The organism is Frigoriflavimonas asaccharolytica (assembly GCF_013294015.1).
Taxonomy (GTDB): domain Bacteria; phylum Bacteroidota; class Bacteroidia; order Flavobacteriales; family Weeksellaceae; genus Frigoriflavimonas; species Frigoriflavimonas asaccharolytica.
The window spans coordinates 1-25,627 of the sequence record NZ_JABSNO010000032.1; the positions used below are offsets into that span (position 1 = coordinate 1).

25 protein-coding genes are annotated in these 25,627 nt (G+C 31.8%); 14 read left to right on the forward strand and 11 right to left on the reverse strand.

The window, feature by feature from the left end:
- Positions 1-87 precede the first annotated feature (87 nt).
- The 7 genes from HNQ03_RS14650 to HNQ03_RS14680 all read right to left on the reverse strand — a co-directional run bounded on the left by HNQ03_RS14650 (position 88) and on the right by HNQ03_RS14680 (position 4,837).
- Positions 88-525 (reverse strand): hypothetical protein, encoded by a 438-nt coding sequence (locus HNQ03_RS14650; protein ID WP_173780448.1) that lies wholly within the window; start codon positions 523-525, stop codon positions 88-90.
- A 142-nt stretch (positions 526-667) separates the two neighbouring features.
- Positions 668-1,159: a hypothetical protein gene (locus HNQ03_RS14655; protein ID WP_173780449.1), complete on the reverse strand. Its 492-nt coding sequence runs from the start codon at positions 1,157-1,159 to the stop codon at positions 668-670.
- A complete protein-coding gene (locus tag HNQ03_RS14660) occupies positions 1,135-1,275 on the reverse strand; it encodes a hypothetical protein (RefSeq protein ID WP_173780450.1) in 141 nt (46 codons plus the stop codon). The genes HNQ03_RS14655 and HNQ03_RS14660 overlap by 25 nt, the downstream gene beginning before the upstream one ends.
- A gap of 6 nt (positions 1,276-1,281) precedes the next feature.
- Complete coding sequence (locus tag HNQ03_RS14665; protein ID WP_173780451.1) at positions 1,282-1,770, reverse strand: hypothetical protein; 489 nt, start codon at positions 1,768-1,770, stop codon at positions 1,282-1,284.
- Positions 1,746-3,701: a hypothetical protein gene (locus tag HNQ03_RS14670; RefSeq protein ID WP_173780452.1), complete on the reverse strand. Its 1,956-nt coding sequence runs from the start codon at positions 3,699-3,701 to the stop codon at positions 1,746-1,748. Before HNQ03_RS14670 ends, HNQ03_RS14665 begins: the two co-directional genes overlap by 25 nt.
- Before the next feature lie 329 nt (positions 3,702-4,030).
- Entirely contained in the window at positions 4,031-4,234 is a 204-nt protein-coding gene (locus HNQ03_RS14675; RefSeq protein WP_173780453.1) for a helix-turn-helix domain-containing protein, read from the reverse strand.
- Positions 4,235-4,237: 3 nt separating this feature from the next.
- On the reverse strand, positions 4,238-4,837 hold the full coding sequence (locus HNQ03_RS14680; protein WP_173780454.1) for a DUF2975 domain-containing protein: 600 nt from the start codon (positions 4,835-4,837) through the stop codon (positions 4,238-4,240).
- Positions 4,838-5,210: 373 nt separating this feature from the next.
- Here HNQ03_RS14680 and HNQ03_RS14685 point away from each other — a divergent pair, with 373 nt between their 5' ends.
- Positions 5,211-5,357, forward strand: a complete 147-nt coding sequence (locus HNQ03_RS14685) for a 30S ribosomal protein THX (RefSeq protein WP_173780455.1) — start codon at positions 5,211-5,213, stop codon at positions 5,355-5,357.
- A 145-nt stretch (positions 5,358-5,502) separates the two neighbouring features.
- Here the strand turns inward: HNQ03_RS14685 and HNQ03_RS14690 are convergent, their stop codons facing one another.
- Complete coding sequence (locus tag HNQ03_RS14690) at positions 5,503-6,156, reverse strand: DUF937 domain-containing protein (RefSeq protein WP_173780456.1); 654 nt, start codon at positions 6,154-6,156, stop codon at positions 5,503-5,505.
- Between the two features lie 80 nt (positions 6,157-6,236).
- Positions 6,237-6,743 (reverse strand): DUF2480 family protein, encoded by a 507-nt coding sequence (locus tag HNQ03_RS14695; RefSeq protein ID WP_173780457.1) that lies wholly within the window; start codon positions 6,741-6,743, stop codon positions 6,237-6,239.
- Positions 6,744-6,830: 87 nt separating this feature from the next.
- Between HNQ03_RS14695 and lpxB the strand changes: the two genes are divergently transcribed.
- From lpxB to HNQ03_RS14740, 9 genes are all read left to right on the forward strand, one after another.
- Positions 6,831-7,934, forward strand: a complete 1,104-nt coding sequence (gene lpxB, locus HNQ03_RS14700; RefSeq protein WP_173780458.1) for a lipid-A-disaccharide synthase — start codon at positions 6,831-6,833, stop codon at positions 7,932-7,934.
- A 35-nt stretch (positions 7,935-7,969) separates the two neighbouring features.
- Positions 7,970-9,760, forward strand: coding sequence for a ComEC/Rec2 family competence protein (locus HNQ03_RS14705; RefSeq protein ID WP_173780459.1), 1,791 nt, complete (start codon positions 7,970-7,972; stop codon positions 9,758-9,760).
- 91 nt (positions 9,761-9,851) lie between these two features.
- Positions 9,852-11,738 (forward strand): DUF3857 domain-containing protein, encoded by a 1,887-nt coding sequence (locus HNQ03_RS14710; RefSeq protein WP_173780460.1) that lies wholly within the window; start codon positions 9,852-9,854, stop codon positions 11,736-11,738.
- 24 nt (positions 11,739-11,762) lie between these two features.
- Positions 11,763-13,700 (forward strand): DUF3857 domain-containing protein, encoded by a 1,938-nt coding sequence (locus HNQ03_RS14715; RefSeq protein WP_173780461.1) that lies wholly within the window; start codon positions 11,763-11,765, stop codon positions 13,698-13,700.
- Positions 13,701-13,863: 163 nt separating this feature from the next.
- Positions 13,864-14,526 carry a succinate dehydrogenase cytochrome b subunit gene (locus HNQ03_RS14720; RefSeq protein WP_173780462.1) on the forward strand — a complete coding sequence of 221 codons (663 nt, stop codon included), beginning with the start codon at positions 13,864-13,866 and terminating at the stop codon, positions 14,524-14,526.
- Positions 14,527-14,538: 12 nt separating this feature from the next.
- The gene (locus HNQ03_RS14725) at positions 14,539-16,548 is read left to right on the forward strand and encodes a fumarate reductase/succinate dehydrogenase flavoprotein subunit (protein WP_173780463.1); all 2,010 of its coding nucleotides are present in this window, start codon (positions 14,539-14,541) and stop codon (positions 16,546-16,548) included.
- A gap of 18 nt (positions 16,549-16,566) precedes the next feature.
- On the forward strand, positions 16,567-17,334 hold the full coding sequence (locus HNQ03_RS14730) for a succinate dehydrogenase/fumarate reductase iron-sulfur subunit (RefSeq protein WP_173780464.1): 768 nt from the start codon (positions 16,567-16,569) through the stop codon (positions 17,332-17,334).
- Between the two features lie 383 nt (positions 17,335-17,717).
- The gene (locus tag HNQ03_RS14735; protein WP_173780465.1) at positions 17,718-19,316 is read left to right on the forward strand and encodes a GMC family oxidoreductase; all 1,599 of its coding nucleotides are present in this window, start codon (positions 17,718-17,720) and stop codon (positions 19,314-19,316) included.
- A 159-nt stretch (positions 19,317-19,475) separates the two neighbouring features.
- On the forward strand, positions 19,476-21,038 hold the full coding sequence (locus HNQ03_RS14740) for a TlpA family protein disulfide reductase (protein ID WP_194305196.1): 1,563 nt from the start codon (positions 19,476-19,478) through the stop codon (positions 21,036-21,038).
- A gap of 481 nt (positions 21,039-21,519) precedes the next feature.
- Here the strand turns inward: HNQ03_RS14740 and HNQ03_RS14745 are convergent, their stop codons facing one another.
- A complete protein-coding gene (locus HNQ03_RS14745) occupies positions 21,520-22,002 on the reverse strand; it encodes a hypothetical protein (protein ID WP_173780466.1) in 483 nt (160 codons plus the stop codon).
- A gap of 114 nt (positions 22,003-22,116) precedes the next feature.
- Between HNQ03_RS14745 and HNQ03_RS14750 the strand changes: the two genes are divergently transcribed.
- On the forward strand, positions 22,117-22,659 hold the full coding sequence (locus HNQ03_RS14750) for a hypothetical protein (protein WP_173780467.1): 543 nt from the start codon (positions 22,117-22,119) through the stop codon (positions 22,657-22,659).
- 86 nt (positions 22,660-22,745) lie between these two features.
- Here the strand turns inward: HNQ03_RS14750 and HNQ03_RS14755 are convergent, their stop codons facing one another.
- Positions 22,746-22,883, reverse strand: coding sequence for a hypothetical protein (locus HNQ03_RS14755; RefSeq protein WP_173780468.1), 138 nt, complete (start codon positions 22,881-22,883; stop codon positions 22,746-22,748).
- Between the two features lie 223 nt (positions 22,884-23,106).
- Between HNQ03_RS14755 and HNQ03_RS14760 the strand changes: the two genes are divergently transcribed.
- The 3 genes from HNQ03_RS14760 (at position 23,107) to HNQ03_RS14770 (ending at position 25,221) form a co-directional block, all read left to right on the forward strand.
- Positions 23,107-23,976 (forward strand): hypothetical protein, encoded by an 870-nt coding sequence (locus tag HNQ03_RS14760; protein WP_173780469.1) that lies wholly within the window; start codon positions 23,107-23,109, stop codon positions 23,974-23,976.
- Between the two features lies 1 nt (position 23,977).
- Complete coding sequence (locus tag HNQ03_RS14765) at positions 23,978-24,619, forward strand: hypothetical protein (protein ID WP_173780470.1); 642 nt, start codon at positions 23,978-23,980, stop codon at positions 24,617-24,619.
- Between the two features lie 311 nt (positions 24,620-24,930).
- Positions 24,931-25,221 carry a hypothetical protein gene (locus tag HNQ03_RS14770; protein WP_173780471.1) on the forward strand — a complete coding sequence of 97 codons (291 nt, stop codon included), beginning with the start codon at positions 24,931-24,933 and terminating at the stop codon, positions 25,219-25,221.
- The last annotated feature ends 406 nt before the right edge of the window (positions 25,222-25,627 follow it).

Below are 25,627 nucleotides of genomic sequence, written 5' to 3' on the forward strand. Positions count from 1 at the left end.
ATTCTTAAAAAAAATCGGAATAGATATGTCGGATAAAGAGTCCTTAAATTAAAATTCAATTAGAAAAAAGTGTCCAGTTATTTGCGTTTAAGACAATACTGCAATTGTAGTGTAAGATGCTTTTATTTTAAAACACTTAATTCCATTAATTATTTTTTTAGATTTCCTGAATTCTTTAATTTTTAGATTTGCAATTTTCTTATAAGATATTTTGAATGCAATATCATTTGCTGGATAAGGATAATCATAAAATTCTTTAGAAATTTTGGTGTTAATAAAAATACTGCTGTCTGGAAATGGATCTTTGTTTGAACCACGTTCTATGATGCTGTCATTTATTTTTTGGAAATAAAAAATCGTTTTTTCCTTTTCAACACTTTTCTTAGAAAAATTATTTATTAAACTATCTTCTAATTTTTTCATTTCAACTTTATCTTGTTGAAAATCCTTTTTTCCTAATGTTTCTGAAAATCCTATAAATAAAGGCGTAAGCGTTTTATCCATTTCTGCGAAACTTCCTACCATCCCCTTTTTATAGTCTTCTATATTGGTAATAGAATCTTTTTGAATAAAAGTAATTCTTTTAAAGTTAAATTTACTTTGTGAAAAAGTAGAGATAGAAATTAAAAAAAAGAGTATCGCGTAATTTACTTATTAGTATCTCATATCATTTCATTTTTTTATACAAAATATAATATTCAAATTCTGTTCCGTCTGTAGGACTATTTATACCATAATAATAATACAACCCAGTTTCTTTTGATTTTTTAAATCCCAACATGTATATATTTGCATTTTTTATTTCTAAATTTGGAGATAAGCCAAACGAATTTTTTCCAACTTTTATTTTTCCTGACAAATTATTTTTTAATTCTCCTTGATTAAAATAAAATTTATTGAAAAAATAGGTTGAATCTTTTTTTATTTCTAAAAATAATGTGTCTCCTTTTTTCAAATTTAAATATTTGTAATCATCTCTATTATAAAATTCATCTTTTTTAGGAACAAAATAGTATTTTCCAATCGCCTCATTTAATGTAGGTCCATAATCGGGTAAGGCGAATATTGCCTCTTTTTCATTTCCTCCAATACAATGTACAAGTGCTATCAAAGCAACACTTGTAAATATAAATTTTAAAAATTTATTGTTTCTGTCCATGTGAAATTATTTGTAATTGTACCTCCTAGATGCATGCGTGATCCAACGGGTTTATTTCCAATTACACCTTGATTTCCACCGCTATTTGTACCTTTAATATATCCTCTTTCTGCCACATAAAATCATTTAACTTTTTTATAAAATAATTGATATTCATAATTTTCATAATGTTCCATACTTAATCTAGTATAAAAAATTGTATCTTTATTTGTGGTTAGAAATCCTTGGACATCGAATGACCCATTAGGAAAAGGTATAAAAATTTTATTTTTATCTACTAAATTTTTAATAATTTTACCTTTATAATTATCAATTCTTCGCATTCTATCATGATAGAAGTAATTATATATAAATGTCGAATCAGATTTAATTTCGAAATATAAAGTATCACCTTTTTTAAGACTAAATGTTTTATAATTTGGATTTTGGTTGTCACTTAAACTAGGTACGAAGTAATATTTTCCCTTCGCATTATTTAATGTTAAAAATTTGCTTTCTGTATCATATATATTTATGTCTTCTTTAATCTTTTTATCATTACAACAATTAAAACCGAACAAAATCACAATAATGTATAATGATTTTTTTAAAAGGTGATTGTTTGCGTCCATGTGAAATTGTTTGTTATAGTTCCACCTAAATGAATACCTGTTCCTACATCTTTATCATCTATAACACCTTGATTTGATAAACCATTTTCTCCTTTTATGAATCTTGTCGCAGAATCCCAGCCTAAATCATTAGTGATTGTAAATTGAACTAAAGCTGAATTACCAGTTTTTGAAATTACAAACGCAGTTATTGGATAGGATCCTAACATTTGTATCCCAATGTTTTGATTTGATAATGTTGAATAGAATGCGTTTACATCGTAATGAAAATATCCCGTCGCAGTTTGGAACATCTGTAAACCATTAGAAAGTTTTTGTTTTATATTTAGCAGTCCAGTTGTATTCCCTTGTGGAAAATTACTTACTGCATTTGTTGCAGGATTATAAATATTATTACCACTTACGATATTGGCGCCACCTGTAAAATTTACCGAACTGTAAGGAAAATTTGAAGGTGTCAGCTCAAAAAGCCAAATATTAAATAAATCTTGCCATTGCATTGTGTTTGTATTAAAATTTACTAAAGGAGTTACAGCATCAATTCTTATTCTATCAACGGCTTTATTTGACCAATAAATTGAGGATGGATATTTGGCTGCAGCTTTTGCCATTGGTAAATATAAATAGTTTCTTGCATGTTTTGCAGTTGTATAAATACCATAGGAAATAGCTTGTTTGACTTGTTGCTTCAAAACTTCTAAACTTGGCCAAGAAGTATCTAAACTAGAAAGAGTCCCATTCTCTTGATTGATTAAAATGTCTAATATTACATTTGCAGATGCATCTGCAAAATCACTACCTGCCGCATCTATATTCTCCATATAAAGAATATTAAAATCTGTCGGATGTGCCTGTAAATAAGAAAAATTTGAAGTATTAGAGATAATAAGATAGTTTAAAGCCCAATCTGCATACCTATAATTTTCTAATTCTTTTTCTGGGCTGCTATTATCCTGTTGTACAAGCCAATTTGCTATTAAAGTTAGACGATCCTTCAAAAAGATCTTATCGGCTTCACTAAAATTGTTAAGTCGTAAATAGTCGCCAACTCTTTTTAGAATAGGATTATATCTTGCTAGTATGCCTAGATTATTTTTATGTCCACTGAAAAATTCTTGCAATTGAGCATTAAATGCTCTTTGCTCTACACACACTATATCTCCTTCTGCACAAGAAAAATTTGCATCTCCAAAGGGTAGAAGCATAAATGTATTATAAGGATTTTGTGGTGTATAAGCTGTGTCGCCACCAGCTCCACCACTAGGTGAACCACCAGGTGAACCAGAAGATGCACCACCACCAGGAATCACTGGTGGTCCTGGTTCATCTAAATCTGGACAATTATTAATAACTGCAACCAAAGTATTTGGCTGTGCAGCATTTGCAGGATTAGAACCAGGTAAACAAGCGTGTCCATAAGCATGACCGGCACCATTTGTACAAGGATTTGCTTGATAAACCAAAGTCCAACAACTCCAATCCTTTGCAACTTGAGATTGACCTGCAATTGATAGATTATTAATTTTATATACATCAATTTTCCCAGTAAAATCTGAAAAACTGCCATTGATGTATTGTGCTTTTTCGGCTGTTGTTAAATTGTATTGCATCAAAATACCAGAAAAACTATTATCTGCATTTTTTCGCAAAACCAAATTCTCTACCCTGTTGGTGTAGAAATTTCTAACGATTGGAAAAGTATAAGAAATTTTTGACCCCTCCGTAATTTCTAAAACGTTTGAAGTTAAAATAACTGCACCCTCCAAAAGCGAATCTTGAACACTCATGTTTTTATTCATAGGACCAGATTTCTTAAAGACATTTTCTGAGATATTTTCTACTGTAGAAGCAAGAACTTTGTTTTTAGAAAACTCGCTATTATTTAAGTAGGCAACTTGATATTTAAAATGATGTTGGCTATCCTCTTGCAATAGAATGTTTTCCTGCCTACAAGCGTTAAAAATTAATAATACGAAAAGAGCAATACCCCCATTTTTAAGAAAATTGAATTTTTCATACTTTGTTTGTTTTTTTATAATTTATGCTTGCAATATAAAGGAAAATATATAGAATATAAAAATTTGCACTTTAATTTCTAAAAAAAGTTATAATTTTTATCGTTTTTAAAATTAAATTTTTGTTATAGATTTTGCTTAAATTTCAGCTGCAAAGATACTATTTTAGAATCATTTTTGGAATGGAAAAGCGTTGTTAGAGCTTCAAGCTCTAACAACGCTCTACATTAAAATATTTTATTATTTCAAGGTTTGAATTCTAATAAATCTCCTGGTTGACATTCCAAGGCTTTGCAAATGGCTTCTAATGTTGAAACTTTTAAAGCTTTTGCTTTTCCAGTTTTTAGAATGGATAGGTTGGCTTGGGTAATTCCAATGATTTCTGCCAATTCCTGACTTTGCATTTTGCGTTTTGCAAGCATGACGTCTATGTTTATAATTATCGGCATATTTTATATTGTTAGATCACTTTGAGATTGTAATTCGTATCCTTTTTTAAAAAATTGGACAATGAAAAGCACGATAATTCCTAAAAATGTGAAAGCGAAAATTGATATAATTGCAAATCCGTCAACTCCGTAAAACATGAACATTTGGCATAATGCTATCATTGCATAAGCAAGATTTAGGTAAGCAAACATTTTTAACCATTTTATTGCATTAGAATTGAATAGTTTATCGCTTCCCATTTCTTTAAAACTTTTAAAAGAAATATAAAAGAATGCGCCACCAAATAGAAAACCGAATAAATTGCTTATTATTTGGTTAATGTTTCCATAAATTCCTGTTACCATTTGAGTCTCCGTAAATGGATAGTTCATTTTGAATTTCAGAAGATCATTCATTGGTTCGGTGTATTTGTTTTTTGACCATCCGACATCATTTCCTAATTGAAATGCGTTCGGAAATAAATTGCTTCCACTTTCATGTTTGTAATATAAAAGCAAATGTCCAAGGCCTTGATAGACTAAATGTAGAATGAAAAATACAGAAATTGTTAAAAACAAATAACTGAGATAAAATGAAACTGAGTTTTTGCCGATTAATTTCATGTGATTTAATATTTTATTACTGCAAATTTATAATTAATTATTGAATTACAATAAAAAATTGTTTTTATTTAATATTTTTTTCAATTGGAAAAGCGTTGTTAGAGCTTCAAGCTCTAACAACGCTGAGATAAGGAAATTCCATTTCTTTTATAAATAAAATTTCAATCAAAGCGAAACTTTGCGTGAGGGATAGAAGTGGAAATCCCGGAATGCAGCGTAGCGAAATGAGGAATTGCAACGGATAGCCCGACCTTTCCAATGCGACAGCATTGGAAAGGGCACGCCCAAATTATAGATTGTGAAATTATCAATGGCTAAAATTGCTTAATAGAAATTTAATTCGTAATTTTCTCGAAATTAAAAATAAAATATTATGGGAAAAGGAGACAAAAGATCCAGAAGAGGGAAAGTTACCAATGGAAGCTACGGAAAAAAGAGATTGAGAAAAGGGTCTACACCACTTTTTGCTAAAGCTGAAGCGGCAGTTGTAGAAAAGAAAGAAGAAAAAAAGCCGGCTTAAAATAAAAAAAGCTCCTGCGAAAAAAGCTGAAAAAGTAGAAAGTTTTGAAGCTATTGCAGAAAACGAAGGATAGAACTTTCGCAAACAAATAGAAAATCGTCCTGATAAATGTATCAGGACGATTTTTTTATATTAAATTCAGAAATTATTTTCCGCCAAGAAGGCTGCCTAATAAGCCACCAATTCCGCCTTGTGGTTGATTTCCACCACCAAGTACACTTCCTAAAATGCTTCCTAATGGATTTCCAGATTCTGGACTAGAACCTCCATTTCCCAGAATTCCTCCTAAAATATCGTTAATAGGATTGGTGTTTTCTCCTTGTGCTTGCTGATTGGCACTTCCTAAAATGCCACCAAGTAAATCTCCTAATCCACCACCAGAAGTTACGCCGCTAGATTGTTTTTCTTTTCCAATATATCCCATGATAACTGGTGCCAACATTGCTAAAATCGGTCCGATTTTCTCCATAGAAATTCCAGTATTTTGAGACAATTGATTTTCTACAGTAGATTTTTGTCCACCAAAAATATGGTCTAATATAGAACCTCCTTCCGCTTGTCTTGCTTCTGCTTGCGAAGGATCATTCAAAATGCTTCCGTTGTGATCGCGATCCAATGCATTATTCAAAGCTTCTGCTTCTTTAGCATCTTTGGATTTATTTTTTAAATAAGAAATTACTAAAGGTGCTGCAACTGCCAAAAGTGCAATTACTTGTCCTTTGCTGATTCCAAATTTGTTTTCTGCTTGTGTAGCTACTTGATTTCCGGTACTTCCTGTGATTAGGTCGATTAAACTCATAATTTTTTAAAATTTTTTAAGGTTATTTGTAAATTTGAATAATAAAGTTAACAAAAATTGCTCCAATCGGTTGTATGGATTTAATTTTTAAATATAGGAACGTTGGAACAAGCCTCGCCAAACATCAACGATTTTACAAGTGGTTTCAATTGTTCTACCAATTCTATATATGCATTAAGAGGAATGTTTTCTTCTGTGCAACCCTTTACTAATACTCTTTTTCCCATCATTTCTGTAAAATCATAGGTTTGGATAGCGTTGTGCATCAAAAGGACTTCCAAATCTTCTCTGTTTCCAAAAATTATTTTTTTTGTAACGTGCGTTATTTGCGCTGTGATAAGGAAATATGCCCAAAGTGGAACAATGGCATCTGCAGAATTGTAGATGTAGATGTAGCAATCTTTATAATCATCTATATTTAAAGCGGCAATTTTTTCTCGGAAATCTTTCTCCTTCAAAATCATTTCTTGAAAGAGAAAATCTTTTAAATCTATACCAATCCTTTTTCCTTTTGGCAAAAGTGTAGCAATATCAAAGTTTACCAATCCGCTTTCGGCTATTTTATTTTTTATTTCTAAATCAGACATTTTTTTATTTTATCTTTGAAACAAATTTAAGGATAATTTTTGTTTATAATAAGAATTGTTCAATTTCTAGAATTAACATTTATAAATTTGAAATACTACATCATTGCAGGCGAAGCTTCTGGAGATTTGCATGGAAGCAATTTATTAAAAGCATTAATTAAGAAAGACAATACCGCAGAGTTTCGATTTTGGGGTGGAGATTTGATGGAAAAAGCTGTTGGCTTTCCACCAGTGAAACATTATAAAGATTTAGCGTTCATGGGCTTTTTAGAAGTGGCAAAAAACCTAAGAACTATTTTTAAAAATATTAAATTTTGCAAAGAGGATATTAAAAATTACAAACCAGATGTTTTGATTTTAATTGATTATCCTGGCTTTAATTTAAGAATTGCAGAATTTGCAAAAAGTTTAGGAATAAAAGTAGTTTATTATATTTCGCCGCAACTTTGGGCTTGGAAAGAAGGGAGAGTAGAAAAAATAAAAAAGTATGTAGATGAAATGCTTGTTATTTTGCCTTTCGAGAAGGAGTTTTACAAAAAGCATCATGTTGATGCACATTTTGTTGGCCATCCGTTATTGGATGCGATTTCAGATTTGCCAGAATTATCAATTGATACATTTAAGAAAGAACATCAACTAAATGATAAGAAAATAATTGCACTTTTGCCCGGAAGCAGAGAACAAGAGGTAGAGAAAATGCTCCAAATAATGTTGTCTGTAAGAAGTTACTTTACTGATTATCAATTTGTAATTGCTGGGGCGCCAAGTTTGCCGAAATCTTTTTATCAAAATTTTGTAGATGAGAATGTGCATTTTGTTTCTAACAGAACTTATGATCTTCTGCGTTGTTCCGAAGCGGCATTGGTTACTTCTGGAACGGCTACTTTAGAAACTGCGTTATTAAATATTCCAGAAGTGGTGTGCTACAAGAGCAGCCAAATTTCTTACGAAATCGGTAAAAGAGTTGTAAAAAACATTAAATATATTTCTTTGGTCAATTTGATAATGGATAGGGAAGTAGTGAAAGAGCTGATACAGAAAGATTTGAATACCAATAATTTAGTTTCGGAATTAAATTTAATTTTGGACGAAAATCGAACTAAGATTTTAGAAGAATACAAACAGCTTCGAGATAAATTGGGTGGAGCTGGCGCAAGTGAAGTTGCCGCAGAAATAATTATAAGTAATTAAATAAAATTGTAGTAAATTTATTTTAATTTACCACTTTGCAAAAACAGCCTTTAGTCATTTTACTTCTAAGTTTTATTTTGGGTATTCTTGCTCAGGAATTCTTCGGCTTGTCCGTAAATAAAGTTTGTATTGTTTTGGTTTTGTCTGCATTAGCCTTAATTATTTTCTTCACAAAAAATATAAAACTTCTACGATTCAAAAATATATTTTATGTGATAATTGCTTTTGGCTTGGGTGTTTTTATGCATTTTTTTCAAAACCAAATTCCAAGATTTCCGAAATTAGAAAAAGAGGAAACGCTGATTTTTAAATTAGACAAAAAATTAAAATCCAACGATAAAAATAGGAAATACGAAGTGATTGCTTGGAAAAGCGCTGCACAGAAAATTGCTGATTCTCTTAGTTTTAGAAGTATCATCATCATTCCAAAATCTGAAGAAGAACTAGATTTTAAAAATTTTTATCAAGCTACTGGTTTTGTTTCCAAAATAGAGCCGCCGCAAAATGATTATCAATTTAATTATCAAAAATATTTGCAGCGAAAGGGGATTTTCTATCAAACTTATCTTCCAAAAGGTTTTAAGAAAAGCAGTAGGAAATCTTTAAATTTCGCCGAAATTATCAAGCAGAATAGACTAGAATTATTGCAGAAAATTGAAAAATCTAGTATTTCTTACAATACAAAAGAACTTATAAAAGGGATTATACTCGCAGATAGAACGGAAATGAACTCTGTTACAGTTTCGGATTTTCAGAAAACTGGTTTGGTGCATATTTTGGCAATTTCTGGTACGCATATCGCCATTATTTTTGGACTTTTTTATTTTATTTTCATCAAAATATTCCCACCGAGATGGAGAAGGTTGGCAATTATTTCTAGTATTCTTTTTATTTGGATGTTTGCGGTATTTATCGGTCTTGGAAGTTCTGTATTTCGTGCTTGTTTGATGTTGACCATTTACTTTTCTTATGTGATTTTGCAAAGAAAAACTGACTTTTTACATTCTATTTCTCTGGCAGCATTTGTGATTCTGTTGTTTAATGTGAATCAATTTTTTGATGTTGGTTTTCAATTAAGCTTTTCTGCAGTTTTGGGTATATTTTGGTTTAATCAGCCTATTTTGCAATGGTTCCCGAAATGGCAAAATAAGGTTTTGAATTTATTCAAAAATATTTTTTCCGTTACTACTTCTGCTCAATTGGGCACATTGCCGTTGGTTTTATTTTATTTCCATCAGTATTCATGGATTTCTATTTTGGCAAATTTAATTATACTTCCTGCCATAGAAATATTAATAATTGGGGCATTATTTATTACTATTTTAGTCGCTTTTGGTCTAAAAACTTTCGCAATTTTTAACGTCTATGATTCTGTTTCCAATTTTATATTAAAAATTATACATTGGCTTTCTAGTTTTGATTTCTTTCTGGTGCAAAACATCGCAATGAATATATTTGAAGTCGCTATTTTATGTGTATTTCTATACTATTTGAGATTTATTTTCACAAAATTTAATTTAAAAACCATTCTGAATCTCGGCTATATTTTCATCTTTTTCTTGGCTGTGCGTGTTGGCTTATATTTTTATTTTCAACAAAAAGAAGAGATTGTTACGCATCAATATTACAAGCAAAAAATAGTTTCTAGGAAGAAAAATAATTCAGTCGTTTTTTATATGAAAAACAATGCAGACGAAATGAATGTTAAGAATTTTGTTGTTAATCCTTATTTAACCTCCATTCGGACATCAGATTTTCAAATAAAGAAAGTGCCACAATCCGTAGATTCTATTGTTCTGGGAAATAAAAAGTTTGAGGTGAAGTAAAGTTTAATCTTTTTCAATGATTTAAATTTTTTTTAAGAGTATTCAATAATATTCTTATATTTGTTTTTAACAAAACCTTAACATATTTATTTTGAAAAATCTGTATTTAATTTTTTCATTAATCCTTGGTTCATTATTTCATTCTCAGGATATTAAAATAAGTTCTATTTCTGCAGATTTACAAAAAAACGCTTATGCCGTTGTTAGAAATCATTCTGAAATCTACACCATAAATTCAGTAAATGATATGGAGATTTCTGAGGAAACGACCATTAGTATTTTGAGTTCTAGTGGAGATGAATTTGGTGCGATTGGCATACCTTACAATCCATATTCCAAAATTAACGATGTAAAAGTATTCGTATTTGATAAAGACGGGAAGGAAATAAAAAAATATGCTAAAAAAGATTTCACAGATGTATCTCATAATCCTTCGAATGCTTTGTATGTAGACGATAGGATTTTATTTTTGAGACCGTTGGTTCATACTTATCCTTACACCATAAAATATTCTTACATCACAAAAACATCCAATACCGCTTACTTAAATTATTTTCGACCTTTGCAAAATTTTAATTTGGCGGTAGAAAATTCTGAAATTATTATCGAAAATAAATCAGGCATTATTCTAAATACAAAAATATCTGACACTTTTTTAGCAAAAGTAAAATCGTCTATATCTGGAACAACATCAAAATATTTTTACGAAAATATAGCGGCAATAGAAAGCGAGCAATTGACGCCAAGCATAGATTTTTTGGTGCCAAATATTGATTTTGCGTTGCAGAAATTTTCTTTAGCAGGCAATATTGGAGATAATTCTAATTGGAATACGTTGGGGAAATGGTATTATGAGAAGCTTATTTCACCACAATCTGCGATAACTCCAGAAATTAAAAAAGAAATAGAAGGTTTAAAATTAACTGGCACAACTTCTGAAAAAGTGAAAAAAATTTATCAGTATATGCAAAGTAAAACGCACTATATTTTGGTAACGATGGGTATTGGTGGATGGCAACCAATGGAAGCAGAAGATGTAAGAAAAAAAGGATACGGAGATTGCAAAGCACTTACAAACTACATGAGGACTTTACTAGCTGCAGCAGATATCCCTTCTTATTTTTGTGTAATTAATGATAATCCCTCTGCCAAAAGCTATGATCCAAATTTTATTGAATTATCTGGAAATCATGCAATTTTGATGATTCCCACAGAGAAAGATCCCATTTGGCTAGAAAATACTTCTCAAAATATTGCGTACAACCACTTAAACTATACCTCGCATTACAGAAATGTTTTGGCCGTAAGTGAAAAAGGTATAGAATTAATAAATACACCGATTTACCAACCAAAAGATAGTAAAGAAGTTTTGAAATCTAAAGTAAAAATTCAAGAAAATAATGGTATTTCTGTAGTCTCCAATTTTAAATTTTCTGGTGGTCAATATGATTTAAATATTCCTCTTTTTTATTACAATGCTGTAGACTTAAAGCAAGCAGTGAAAAATAAACACGGCAACCTGAAAATAGAAAAAATGGAAGTAATTAATCTCAAAAACAATAGAGATATTGCAGAAATTGATTATGATTTAGCCTTTGAAGCTGCCGATTATTCCAAAAAGTTGGGCAATGATATTTTTTTCCGGGTGATGCCTTTTTATAGCGTAACTATTATGGAAAATGGGGAAGAGAGAAAGCTGCCATTCGAAACAGCGTTTCCTTATGAAGACGATTATGAAGTTGAATTTGATATTCCTGCAGGTTATCAATTTTCAGAAATACCTAAAAATCAAGAATTAAAATCAGAATTTGGAAACTATACGATATCCTTTGGTAATGCAAACGGAAAATTGCAAGTTCGTAGAGTATTATCGATAAATAGAGGAACCTATCCAAAAGAGAAATATCAAAATTATGTAGATTTTCGAAAGAAGGCTGCCAACTTTGATAGTACCAAAGTTCTTATTACAAAATTATAATTATCTTAAAATTTAATAAAGCGTATGAAAAAAGCTATATTTTCTGTCCTGTTTATGTTGATTGCTCATCTGGTTGCTGCACAAAAACCAGAATTTTTAAAGGTTCCTGCATTAACTATTGAAGATTTGCAAAGCAAAAAATCTAATGAAAAAGCTGAGGCTTCTGCAGAAATATTGTATGCATCCTATTATTACAGAGTTGATTATAATGGAATGATGTATGTAGAAATCATCAATCGCGTGAAAATATATAATAAAGATAAAGCTTCAGATTACTTAGATCATCAAATTTCTCTTTATGATGGGTACAACGGACGAGAAAAATTGATGAAGCTCGAAGCTTTCACCTATAATTTAGTAGACGGCAAGATAAAAGCTACGAAAGTTGAAAAAGATTCCAAATTTAAATCAAAAGAAGACAAAGACTATAGCATTACAAAATTTGCATTTCCAGAGGTGAAAGATGGATCTATTGTGGAATACAAATATTCTGTAGAAACTCCATTTTTCTATTCAATACCAAAAGTGATGATTCAGCGAGAAATCCCTATTAAATATTTGGAGTATGTATTAGAAGCGCCCACAGAGATTTCTTACACAATAAACTACACCGGAACTTTAATACCAGATTATAACTTTTACGAAAAAAAAGAAATATTTGGAGGAACTCACAATAGTTACACTTACGCTTATAAAAATGTAGCGGCATACAAAGACGAGAATTTTGTTGGCAACAATTACAACTATAAATCTTCTATAAAACCCGAGGTAAATTCTACTTTCTTCCGCAGCGGACTCACAAAATATACCCAAACTTGGGAAGATGTGAGAAAGACGCTTTATCAAAATGAAAATTTTGGCAGCGAGTTGCGAAAAACGAATGTTGTGAAAAATTTTTTGCCAGCAACTATAAAATCTAATACCAATCTAGAAGAGAAAGCAAATGCAATATTGCACTTTGTGCAAAGTAACTATAAATGGAATAATGAAGTTGGAGTGGTTTCTAATGACGGGGTTAAAAACCTTATATCTACCAAAATTGGTAATTCTGCAGAAATTAATTTTTTATTGATTCTATTATTAAAAGATGCAGGTTTAGAAGCTAATCCCGTCGTATTATCTACCGTAGGAAAAGGTAGTTTGAACACCGCTTTTCCATCATTATATCAACTTAATTATGTGATCGCCCATGTGCAATTAGGAGAAGAATCTTTACTATACGATGCAACGAGCAAATATTCTAGTAAAAATAGTTTGCCACCAAGAGCATTAAATTATATAGGATATTTAATGACTGAAAAAAATTCTAAACAGATAGATATCACCTATAAAGATAAAAGTGAAACGATTTTGTCTATAGAAGCAAATCTGAATAAAGATGGTACATTTAGTGGGCAATTTTCCGATTTTGACAGTAATTTATTTGCCATGATGGGCAAAGAAATGTATGAAATGAATAAAGAGGAGTATCAAAAAGTATACAAAGATAAATATGCTTTTCCACTCAAAAATATTAAAAGTGAAAGCAAAGGAAATAACGGTTTTGAAACAACGTTTAATTTTGAATCAGATTCTTTTGTTGATGCAATTGGAAATAAATTAGTATTTAATCCACTTCTTTTTCTACACGCCAAAAATCATGATTTTAATCAAGAAGAGGAGCGCAAATCTGCCATAGAATTCTTGTCCGCCTACACAAAAACCAAGAAGGTGACTATTCAATTACCAGAAGGTTATCAATTTGAAAATATTCCATCATCAAAGAAATTTCGGACAGATGATAATGCTATTTCTTATTTGTACTTTGTGAATAAAGAAGGTAATAAATTAATTATAGAAACCTCTACAACTATCAGTTCTGCAATTTATCAAAAAGAATATTATGAAGCATTTAAGCAAATTTTCGATAATATTACCAAACTAGAAGGTCAAGTTGTAACCGCTGTAAAATCTCAAAAATAGATTGTATAAATTTTTAAGAAGTAGGTATTGTTTTTAATTCGCAGATAATTGGCAATACAAACGCCCTATTTAGAAACATTACAAACTACAATATTCTGACTTCTGTCATTTTCAAAAACGTTAACAAATCGTTAACTTTGTACAAATTCAAATTAAAATAATTATGGCAAGTTTAACCAGTTCTTCTATTGGAAGAAAATATGCTATGGCACTTTCAGCATTTTTTCTGCTGTCTTTTCTAATATTGCATCTCGTTGTAAATTTACTCTCACTTTTCGGGCCAACTGTTTACAATAATGCTTCGAATTTCATGGGCTACAATCCTTTGGTGCAATTTGTAATGCAGCCGATTCTAGTAGCAGGTGTTATTTTCCATTTCGTAATGGGTTTTGTATTAGAAATAAGAAATAATGCAGCTAGGCCTGTAAAATATGGAGTAAATAATCCATCAGAAAATTCCACTTGGATGTCTAGAAATATGATTATCTCTGGTCTAGTTATTTTGGCTTTCTTAGGTCTTCATATGTACGATTTTTGGTACCATGAGATGAGCTATAAATATATAGAAGGTCTTCCTGTAGAGCAAGAAAGATTTTGGACAGATCTTCACAGTAAGTTCCAAAGCCCAATTAGAACCGGTATCTATATAATTTCCTTTATACTTTTAGGATTGCATTTAGCGCATGGTTTTCAATCTTCATTTCAATCTGTTGGAGCAAGACATCCAAAATATACTCCTGCTTTGAAAGCTTTCGGAAATTGGTTTTCAATAATCATTCCTGCAGGCTTCATCGTTATTGCTTTGTTTCATTTTCTAACTCAATAATTTCATAAAATTATGAACAAATTAGATTCAAAAATTCCAGAAGGTCCTTTAGATCAAAAATGGATTAATCATAAAAACCACATGAATCTTGTTGCGCCTAATAATCGTGATAAGATAGATATTATTGTAGTAGGTACAGGTTTAGCCGGAGGTTCTGCCGCAGCTACACTTGCAGAGCAAGGCTATAATGTAAAAGCATTTTGCTACCAAGATTCTCCAAGAAGAGCGCATTCTATTGCAGCTCAAGGTGGAATTAATGCTGCAAAAAATTATCAAGGAGACGGAGATTCTACTTATAGATTATTCTACGACACTATAAAAGGTGGAGATTACAGATCTCGTGAAGCCAATGTATATAGATTGGCAGAAGTTTCTGCAAATATTATAGATCAATGTGTTTCTCAAGGTGTTCCTTTTGGTAGAGATTACGGCGGTCAATTAGACAATCGTTCTTTCGGTGGTGTTCAAGTGAAAAGAACATTTTATGCAAAAGGCCAAACTGGTCAGCAATTATTATTAGGTGCATATTCTTCTTTATCCAGACAAATTGGAAAAGGAAGAGTGAAAATGTACAACCGTCATGAAATGATGGATTTGGTACTTGTTGATGGTAAAGCTAGAGGAATAATCGCAAGAAATTTAGTAACCGGAGAAATTGAAAAACACTCTGCACACGCAGTTGTTATTGCTTCTGGTGGTTACGGAAATGTGTATTTCCTTTCTACCAATGCAATGGGATCCAACGTTTCTGCCGCTTGGAAAATTCATAAAAAAGGAGCGTATTTCGCAAATCCTTGTTATGTGCAGATTCACCCAACTTGTATTCCAGTTCATGGTACTGCCCAATCCAAATTAACCTTAATGTCTGAATCTCTACGGAATTCTGGACGTATTTGGGTGCCAAAAAATTTAGAAGATGCAGTTGCAGTTCGCGAAGGCAGATTGAAAGCGAAAGATATAGCACCAGAAAATAGAGATTATTATTTGGAAAGAAGATATCCAGCTTTTGGAAATTTAGTTCCTCGTGATGTTGCTTCTAGGGCAGCAAAAGAAAGATGTGATGCAGGTTTTGGGATAGAAAATAATGATACCAATGAAGGTGTTTATTTAGATTTCTCTACAGAAATTACCAAAAAAGGGCACGAATCAGCTATCGAAAAAAATATCCACAATCCTACAGATCAGCAAATTTATGATTTAGGAAAAGCTTGGATAGAAGAGAAATATGGAAATCTATTTGTAATGTATGAAAAGATTACAGCAGAAAATCCTTACGAAACACCAATGAAGATTTATCCTGCCGTACACTATACAATGGGCGGAGTTTGGGTAGATTACAATTTACAATCTACAATCCCAGGTTGTTTTGTAGTTGGTGAAGCCAATTTTTCAGATCACGGCGCCAATAGATTAGGTGCATCTGCATTGATGCAAGGTTTGGCAGATGGATATTTCGTGTTGCCTTATACCATTGCAGATTATCTTTCTGCAGATATCAGAACCGGAGCAATTTCCACAGAAAGTGCAGAGTTTACACAGGCAGAAAAAGAAATTCAAGATAAAGTAGATTTCTTTATGAATAATAACGGAGCACATTCTGTAGATTATTTCCACAAGAAATTAGGACTGGTAATGTGGAACAAAGTAGGAATGGCAAGAGATGCAGAAGGTTTGCAGCAAGCTATTGCAGAAATAGCAGAGATAAGAAAAGATTTCTGGCAAAATGTACGCGTTCCAGGTGATAGCGCGATGAACGGAGAATTAGAAAAAGCTTTCCGTGTTGCAGATTTCTTAGAATTAGGACAATTAATGGCAAAAGACGCACTAGAAAGAAAAGAAAGTTGTGGCGGACATTATCGTACTGAGTATTCTACACCCGAAGGTGAAGCTCAAAGAGACGACGAAAATTACAAATTTGCCGCATGTTGGGAATACCAAGGTGCAGACATCAACCAAGAGGTCTTGCATAAAGAAGAATTGATATATGAAAATATCGAAGTTAAAACAAGAAGTTATAAATAATCTCCAAAGAATAATATTATGAGTACACAAAAAGGATTAAACCTGACTCTGAAAATTTGGAGACAGAAAAATAATAAAACAAAAGGTCAGTTTGAAACTTACCAAATTGCAGAAGTTTCTCCAGATTCCTCATTCTTAGAAATGATGGATATGCTGAACGAGCAATTGATCAACGATGGCAAAGATACAGTCGCTTTCGATCATGATTGTAGAGAAGGTATCTGCGGAAGTTGCGCAATGTACATCAATGGTCGTCCACATGGTCCAGATACTGGTATTACAACTTGCCAATTGCACATGCGTCATTTCAAAAATGGCGAAACCATCACCATAGAACCTTGGAGAAGTGCAGCTTTTCCGGTAATTAAAGATTTAGCCGTAGATCGTTCTTCTTTTGATAGAGTAATGGCTGCAGGAGGTTTTATTTCTGTAAATACTTCCGGAAACACTTTAGATGCAAACGCAATCTTGGTACCAAAAGAAGATGCAGATCACGCAATGGATGCTGCAGCTTGCATCGGTTGTGGAGCATGTGTTGCCACTTGTAAAAATGGTTCTGCAATGCTATTTGTAGGTGCAAAAGTATCTCAATATGCGCTATTGCCACAAGGTAGAGTAGAAGCAAAAAGAAGAGTTCTAAATATGGTAAAAGCAATGGATGAAGAAGGCTTCGGAAACTGCTCAAACACTGGAGCTTGTGAAGTAGAATGTCCAAAAGGAATCTCTTTAGAAGTAATCGCCAGAATGAACAGAGAATTTTTCGTAGCAAACGCAGATCGAGGATAATCTTTTAAAAATATTTGTAAGAACGCGCTTCATAGCGCGTTCTTTTTTTATAGAAACGTGTCAAAAGGCACGTTTTTTTTCGTTAGGAATGCGCCACAATACGCTTTCTTACGAGATCGCTATTATTTTTTTGGAGCTAATTGACTACTTCAATTAGTTATTTTAGTTTTTTTTGGAGCTATTTCCCGCTATCCGCTATATTTTTTTTGCTATTGAAGGTCATCGCGAGGTACGAAGCAATCTCCAGGCAAAAAAGGATGCCGCTTCTATCGGGGCTATTAGATTTTAGCTTTGATTCCAATTCAATTCTAGTTTTGAGAGCGTTGCATAATAATTTCTTCCTCAAAAACGCGTATCTTTATTATCCAAAATACTTTTTAAAGATGAACCCAGATTATATCGTAATTGGCGCTGGAAGTTCTGGTGGCGTACTTGCAAACCGATTGTCCACAAATGCAGAAAACTCAGTCTTACTGCTAGAAGCTGGAGGAAAACCCACATTTTTATCCAAAATTCCAGGGTGGTATAGTTTGCTAAATCGCAGTAAAATGGACTGGGCTTTTTCTACAGAACCCCAAAAATTCGTAAATAATAGAAAAATATTCATCCCAAGAGGTAAAGCTTTAGGAGGATCAAGTGCTACAAATGCAATGGCTTATGTTCGTGGAAGTGCAAAGGATTATAATCTTTGGAAACAACTAGGAAACAATGGTTGGGAATATGCTGAAGTTTTAAAATATTTCAAAAAATCTGAAAACAACCATTCTTTTAATGACCATTTCCATGGGAAAAATGGAGAATTAAACGTCTCATTGCGGCAAAAATACCACAAATCTTCCTATGCTTTTATAGCTGCTTGCCAAGAATTTGGACTAGATTTCAACGAAGATTATAATGGGAAATATCAAGAAGGAACTTCATTCCTGCAATATACTATTCATAATAACATCAGACAAAGTACATACGAAGCTTTTCTAAAACCTATATACCAAAGAGAAAATTTAAAAATAAGAACTGGAGCCGAAGTAAAAAAGATCATAATCAAAGATGGGAAAGCAGTTGGTGTAGAAATTTTCACAGGCAGAAATACAACCGAACAAGTTTTTTGTAGAAAAGAGATTATTTTGTGTGCAGGTGCCATAAAATCTCCACAAATATTAAAAATTTCTGGCATCGGCCCAAAAGATGAATTAAAAAAATTCAACATAGAAGTTCTAGTAGACAATCAAGCTGTTGGAGAAAACTTGAAAGATCATATCTGGACAGGTTGTAGCGATTTTAGCAAAGAAAATGGCTTAAATTCTATCACAAAACCAAGCGGTTTTCTTCAAAATATGTTGCAGTACATGAGAAAAAAAGAGTCATTGTTTAATCATTCTATTATAGAAACTACTTCTTTTTTCAAATCTTCAGAAGAGGAAGAGGTTGCAGATTTGCAATTTCATTTTTCGCCTTTACATATAGGAACAGATTATCAGGCAGATTTGTACAATCCGTTTTCCTTACCAAAAACAAATGGTCATACCATTTTAACGGTATTGCTGCATCCAGAAAGTTCCGGTTTTATAGGGCTTAATTCCGCGGATAGTAGAATTGCGCCTAAAATTCAGCCCAATTTTTTATCTAAAGAAAATGATTTAAAAAGATTAATTTTTGGCTTAAAAAAATCTCTACAAATATTAGATTCTCCACAATTTGATGAAGTACGAGCTTCGAAGATGAATTGGCCACCAAGAAATTCTTCTGACGAGCAATATGCAGAACACATCAAAAAAACTTTGGAAACACTTTATCATCCTGTGGGAACTTGCAGAATGGGGAATGATGAAAATTCTGTGGTAAATAGTAATTTAAAAGTTCATAATATAGAAAATTTAAGAATTGCAGACGCATCTATAATGCCAGATATAGTCACAGGAAATACCAATGCTGCATGCATTATGATTGCAGAAAAAGCAGCTGATTTAATACTTGAAAATTGATTTTTTGCAATCTAAATGTTTGAAAATTTATTTATATATTTTAATAAAAATTTATAAGTTCAAATTTCATTTAAACAAAACAAAAACTTATTTTTGCGGAAATTAAATTCACACATGAAATCGAAGATTCAATCTTTTGTAAAAAATAATAACACTAAAATGATTAAAAAATATTTGTTAATTTTTATTCTCTCAATTTTTGCAACATCTTGCTCCAAAAAAGTAGATTTTACGGCAACTATAAAGGGAGGTTCACCTTTAGAAAGAATAGAGTTTATAGAAGCATCTGGAGTTGCTACCTTGCCTTTGGTAAATGTAGGAATAGGGAAGGATGGTAAATTTACAGGTGGTTTTGACGCGCCAAACGACGGAATGTATGTAATTACCTACGCTGGAAAAGAAAACATCATCTACCTAAAACAAGGGCAAAAATTAGAAATTTCTGGTAATGGAGAAACATTTCCACAGGAATTTAAAATCGTTGGAGATGCAAAGAATAATAATGATTTCTTGCAAGCTGTTCAAAAATTTATGCAGAACTATACCAAAAATTTAGATCTACAAAGTAAGATGAGTAAAGATGAAAAAACTTTCCTTGCAGCTTTGAAAAAAATTGAGGCAGACCTCATGAAAAGCATAGACGAAAACGGTGAAAAATTTAGCGCTGATAAAAAAGTTATTGAGTGGAAGAAAAATGATATCAGAACTGGTATGCTTTCTATCTTTCCACAATACGAAGGTTTTAAAAAACAATCATCTGGAAATCCTGCTTTCAAAATTTCTAAAGAATTTGCAGACTATGAAGAAAGTTTGCAAAAAGATAAAGAACTTCTTGTAAAAGAACATCCTGCGTACAGAACTTATTTACTAACGAAAATGAGTGAAGATTTTTCAAAATTTGCAGAAGGAAAAACAAAAGGTCTTACAATACAACCTACAACTTCAGAACTTTTTGCAGAATATCTTAAAAAAAGAACAGAACTTTCTGATACTGCAAAAGATTATCTTTTAGCATATATCATTTCTCAAGCAGATCTTCAGCCAACGGCAACCCAAGAAGTACAAGACAAAATAGGAAAGATCATAGATGCAGATATTAAAGATGCAAGCATTAAAAAAGATTTGAAAACGATACAATTTGCTATTGGCGGTTTGAAAGTTGGAGAAGCATTGCCAGAAGCAAGTTTGATGACTGCAGATGGTAAACCTTTCAAAACTGCGGATTTTAATGGCAAACCAACATTGCTTATGTTTTATGCATCTTGGACTCCTTATATCAAAGATCAAACGGTTCCAATTTTAAATCAAGTAATTGGATTCTACAAAAAAGATATGAATTTTGCCTTCATCAATTTTGATGATAATAAAGAGCAATTCACCAAAACAAGCAGCGCTTTGATGAAAGGAATTCCAGGAACAAATTACTATGCTGAAGGAGGATTAACGGGAGATTTTGCTAAGAAATTTGGCATTTACGGTTTCAAATTACAACCAAGTTTTGTGATCGTAGACAAAAACGGAAAAGTTGCCAGCAGATTATTCTTCAATCTTGGAGATCCAGAAATGGTGACAGCTTTAGACAAAGCAACCGGATTGACAGCTCCTGCAGTACAGCAGCCAGAAATTCAATTGCAAAACGACATCAATGCACCAAAAGCAGAAGCACCAACAGCAGAAGCACCACAAAATGCTCCTGCTCCTGCAGCACCAGCAACGAAATAGCTTCATTAAAAATATGTATTCTAAACCTCATCAATTTTGATGAGGTTTTTTTTATTAAATATTTTATAAAAAATCTGTATTAAATCAGTAAGAATAATTTTATATTCTTTTCTATATTTAATTAAGTTAAGATTTGTTTAAAAAATTTAGGTTGTATTGTCTAGATGTGCTTGATTTGTCAGGTTGAGTTAGCCAAAACCCCTCGCTACACGTCCCAGATATATCACTTGAGGTTATACAACCCAAAATTTGAGGTTCAAAAGTGAAATTTTGGGGTTGCGAGACCTTATCTTGGGGTTCTGCAACTATATTTTGGGGTTATACAACCCAAACGTTTGGGTATAAGATACCGTGAGTTGCCTTCAAGACCTCAAAATACCACTTTGGAAGTATGTCATTAGGGTTTTAGCAACTCATCATTACACTAAAAAAGTCCAAAATAGGAGTTTTGGGCTTGTTGATTCTAGTTTTTTATTATGATTTATGTAGTAGGTGGTATTTCACTAATCTTGGGTGCTTTGGTGAAAAATTGTTTTAGTTCATTTTGTTTTGTTTCAAAACCTGGTGATGCTGTTCCGGCTTTGTAAGATGTGAAACCATAATCTATAAGCGCGGCTTGATAATTATCATAATCGTGAAGAATTTTTGCATTTTTCAAACTTGTCGTAATGCTTTCTAATCTTGCGATGATGTCTTCATAGATTTGGCGAGATGTAAAATCTTTCTCAAACTCCGCCCAATCTACTTCTGCTGCGCTTAAAGAAGATTGGTTTTTGTTGAAATCTGAAACCTTATTCACGAATAATTTGTTTTGCTCGTTGATGCTTCCATACTTTTGGCGGTCTTCAACAGAAAGATTTACGTTAATGCTTGCCAAAGCATTTTCTAATTCTGGAAGAGCATTTTGTGCAGTGGTTAATTGTGCTACAGTAAGATGCGTGCTGTCTAAGTTTGTGATTGCCATATCGATATATTTTAAGGTTAATGAATTAAAATTAAGAAATTTTTGTTAATAATAGTTGAAATTATATAAAAATTATTTATCCTTGCAACATAATTAACTAAAAACATAAACCATGTGAAGAAAAAATTATTTAAAAGCATTTTTGCTTTTTGCACACTTTTACTACTTATAGTAAGTTGTAGGCAAGACATCATGCTACAAGAGGAAGAAAAATATAATGCAAGTACCTCAAAATTTAAGGTAGTTCAATTAAAGGACATACCTCACGTTACAAAATTTATTAAGAATAAAACAGGGCGAACCGATCTAAAAATCCAGGTGAAAAGCAAGTTTAAAAATTCTTCTTTAGCAAAAGGAAATATTAATTTTGCAAATTTAGAAAGCTCTTTTATTTTGAAAAAAACAGAAGATGAAGATGTAGCGTATTACATTTTTGATTTAGTGAATACGGGAGATGAAAAAACCATTTACAATTTTGAAGCAAAAGAAGTGCGAGGTATTATTGTAGATGCAAAGGTTTTGGAATATGAATCTGATGTAGAATATGGGGAAAAGCCCGAAAATGTATTTCAAAATTTTAGTGGTAAAGTAACGGCATACGGATTAGATGAGAAGGTAATTGGGATTACAGCATTTATCGGTGGGGAAGGTCCTTGACCACCATATTATCCACCATATCCTCCAACAGAAATTCCACCAGGTGGAGGAAATCCAATAGGCGGAATTGGTATTCCTCCAAATAATCAACCACCTGCAAATCCACGCAACCCTAATTGGCCTTCTTTTCCTCCTAATGGAGGTAGTTCTGGTGGTGGTTCTAGTGGAGGTGGTGGAAGCTCTGGAGGAGGCGGAAGTTCTGGAGGCACAGGTGGATCTAACAATTGCGGAGATTGGACAAAAAGTTATGATATACGTGAAGGACCGTGTAATGGCCCAGTTTGTACAGGCCCTGTAATCGCCACTGTTTATACAAATGCTTGCGATCAAATTCAAATAAAAGTATTAGCCATAGAAGCCAATGCGAACAAGGTTGCACCCAAGATTACCTCGCCTTGTGATGATGGTTCGGGAGTGATTGTTTTTCCTGTGAAGCCAAAACCAATATTGATTGATGAAACATTAAATAATACTGACGTAAAATGTATTTTACAAAAAATATCTGGTGATACTAACTTATCTGATAATAAAATAACTTTACCAGCAAACCCTGCAAATGATAATCTTTTCCAAAAAATGTTAAGAAAATTTAATGGTACTAATGCTCCTTCAATTGCTTTTAAAGGAGAAAATTTAGGAACAAATTATTTAGGACAAACAAGGTCATTCGATAATGGAAATATTTTAGAAATTGTTATTAATACAAATAATACTTCAAATTTATTTAATGAAGCAACCTTGATACATGAACTTTTACATGCATTTATGTTGAATGACCTTAAGAATTGGCATATGTTGCAATGGGATCCTGCTACTGGTGTACCAACACTTGCATATAATCTACCAACTATATGTGAAAATAATGATTTTAACAGTAATATTCCTGAAGAACATTTAGCAGCTGTTATTTGTATGCACATAAAAAAAATTATGAATTTACAAACAGGAGAAATACACCCTTACTGGATGGAAGAAATTTTTGGTTTACCATATTTTGATACACAAACATATGCAGACGCTTTAGCAAATTTTCTACATCAAAATCATGATTGGAATAATGAAACACAAGGATGGCAAACGAATATGGCAAATCAATTTGGATTTAATTGGAAATATGAAGTAAGCGAATATGCAACAATGACAGCTTTAATGAAAACGAATTATTTTCACAACTGGCTAAATACTAAAGACATTGCAAATTTTCCTTTACAAGTGAATGATAGATATAAAAATTTCCCTTACTATACTCAAAACTTTATACCTAAAGGAAGTTTTGATTTGAGTGTGTTAATTCCTGCAAAAGACAGTTGTAATTAAGATGAAAAAAATAGTTTTTACAATAATAATTCTAATATCAAATTTGCTCTTTTCTCAAAATTTTGAGAAAAGAGCAAAATATCTTGATTCTATAAAAAAAAACACTGATACATTAGTTATTATTTCAACCTTTGCGGGTAATCCCTGGTATAATAAGGAAAAAAAGGATTTAATAATTAAATCAAAAAAAATTGGAACTTATACAACATATACCTTTAGTAAAGAATTTTCCTTTGTGTCGGAAAATAAATTAGGCAAAAAATTAATTTATCGTTTTGTTCATTATGACATAAATGATGAACACATGGATGAATATAAAAATAAATCTGATAGTTTACGCAAAAATTTAATTGCGTCATTTAGATATGAAAGTCTCAAAAAGAATGTGTTTGTGTGCGGCAACCCTTTGGGAGAAATAAAAATTCATTACAAAGAAATAGATAAAAAATATCCTGCAATAGACCCCTTTCACCAAGTCGCAGAAGGTTACATTGAGAGGAATAGAATTTACCCATATAAGTTAGCTTTCGATTTTGATATAGTTTTTTTCTTACCTGAAAAAACAAAATATTTTATTTATGATAAAGGGAATAAAGATGGTATGGTTACATTTAAAGAGGTGGAAGTAATATATTCTTTATAAATGGGAGAAACGGGTAAAATTCTATTTTAGCAAGAACAGTATTCAGAGGCTGTCTCTAAATTGAGGTAGCCTCTTTTCTTTTTCGTAATTTTGTTTAATGCAATTCAAACTTCAATCCAACTACAAACCAACCGGAGATCAACCACAGCAATTGAAAAATTAACGAACGGTATCGAAATTGGGGAAAAATACCTATTGGTGGGGAAATATTACTATTGGTTTATTTAATGACATTATTGAAGATATTATCGAAAAAGGTAAATTTGCAGGAAGTAATTAGGAGTACCCATTGAATTCAATTTGTAATTAAAATGAAAAAGATAGTTTTAATAATTTCTTTAATGATTTTTAATATGGTATTATCACAACAAAGTGATTACGAAAGGAAATCAAAATATCTGGATTCTGTTGTTTCTAAATCAGATACTATTTTTTTGGTTTTTAATAAAGAAATTAATTTTGTGCAATCCGAAGTTCCTATTTACGAACATCAAATAGATATTCATAAATTCAAAAAATTTGAAAGAATAATTTTTGACACCTTAAAAGATGGCAGAATTGTTCCAAAAAATCTTCCAGGAGAATATGATAGACAGATATAGAATTATAATGTTGTCAAAAAAATAAAGCAACCTTTAATATTTGAGAATAATTATTTCAGAAATTATAATCAAACACCTATAAAAATTAATAAAAAATTAATTGGTTATGAAAAAAGAACCTGTATAAATGATAACAATAGAGTTTACGAGAGATCTTGTGGTGGCGATTCTTTCTATAAATTTGTATTTTATCATAGTTCTGTAAAACCTGAATTTCAAAATAAGTATCTTGAATCAATCCTGTCCTAAACAAAATTGTTTGTTGTAAAAATGCGTTATTTTATTGAGTTGATTGATATAAAATTACGTTCTTTAAAAAAGAACCCCTTGTATAAATTTTGGTGGCGGTTCTATGTGCTCTTCAAAAGGTTTATCCAGCCAATATTGTAGGTCAATTTTTACAAAA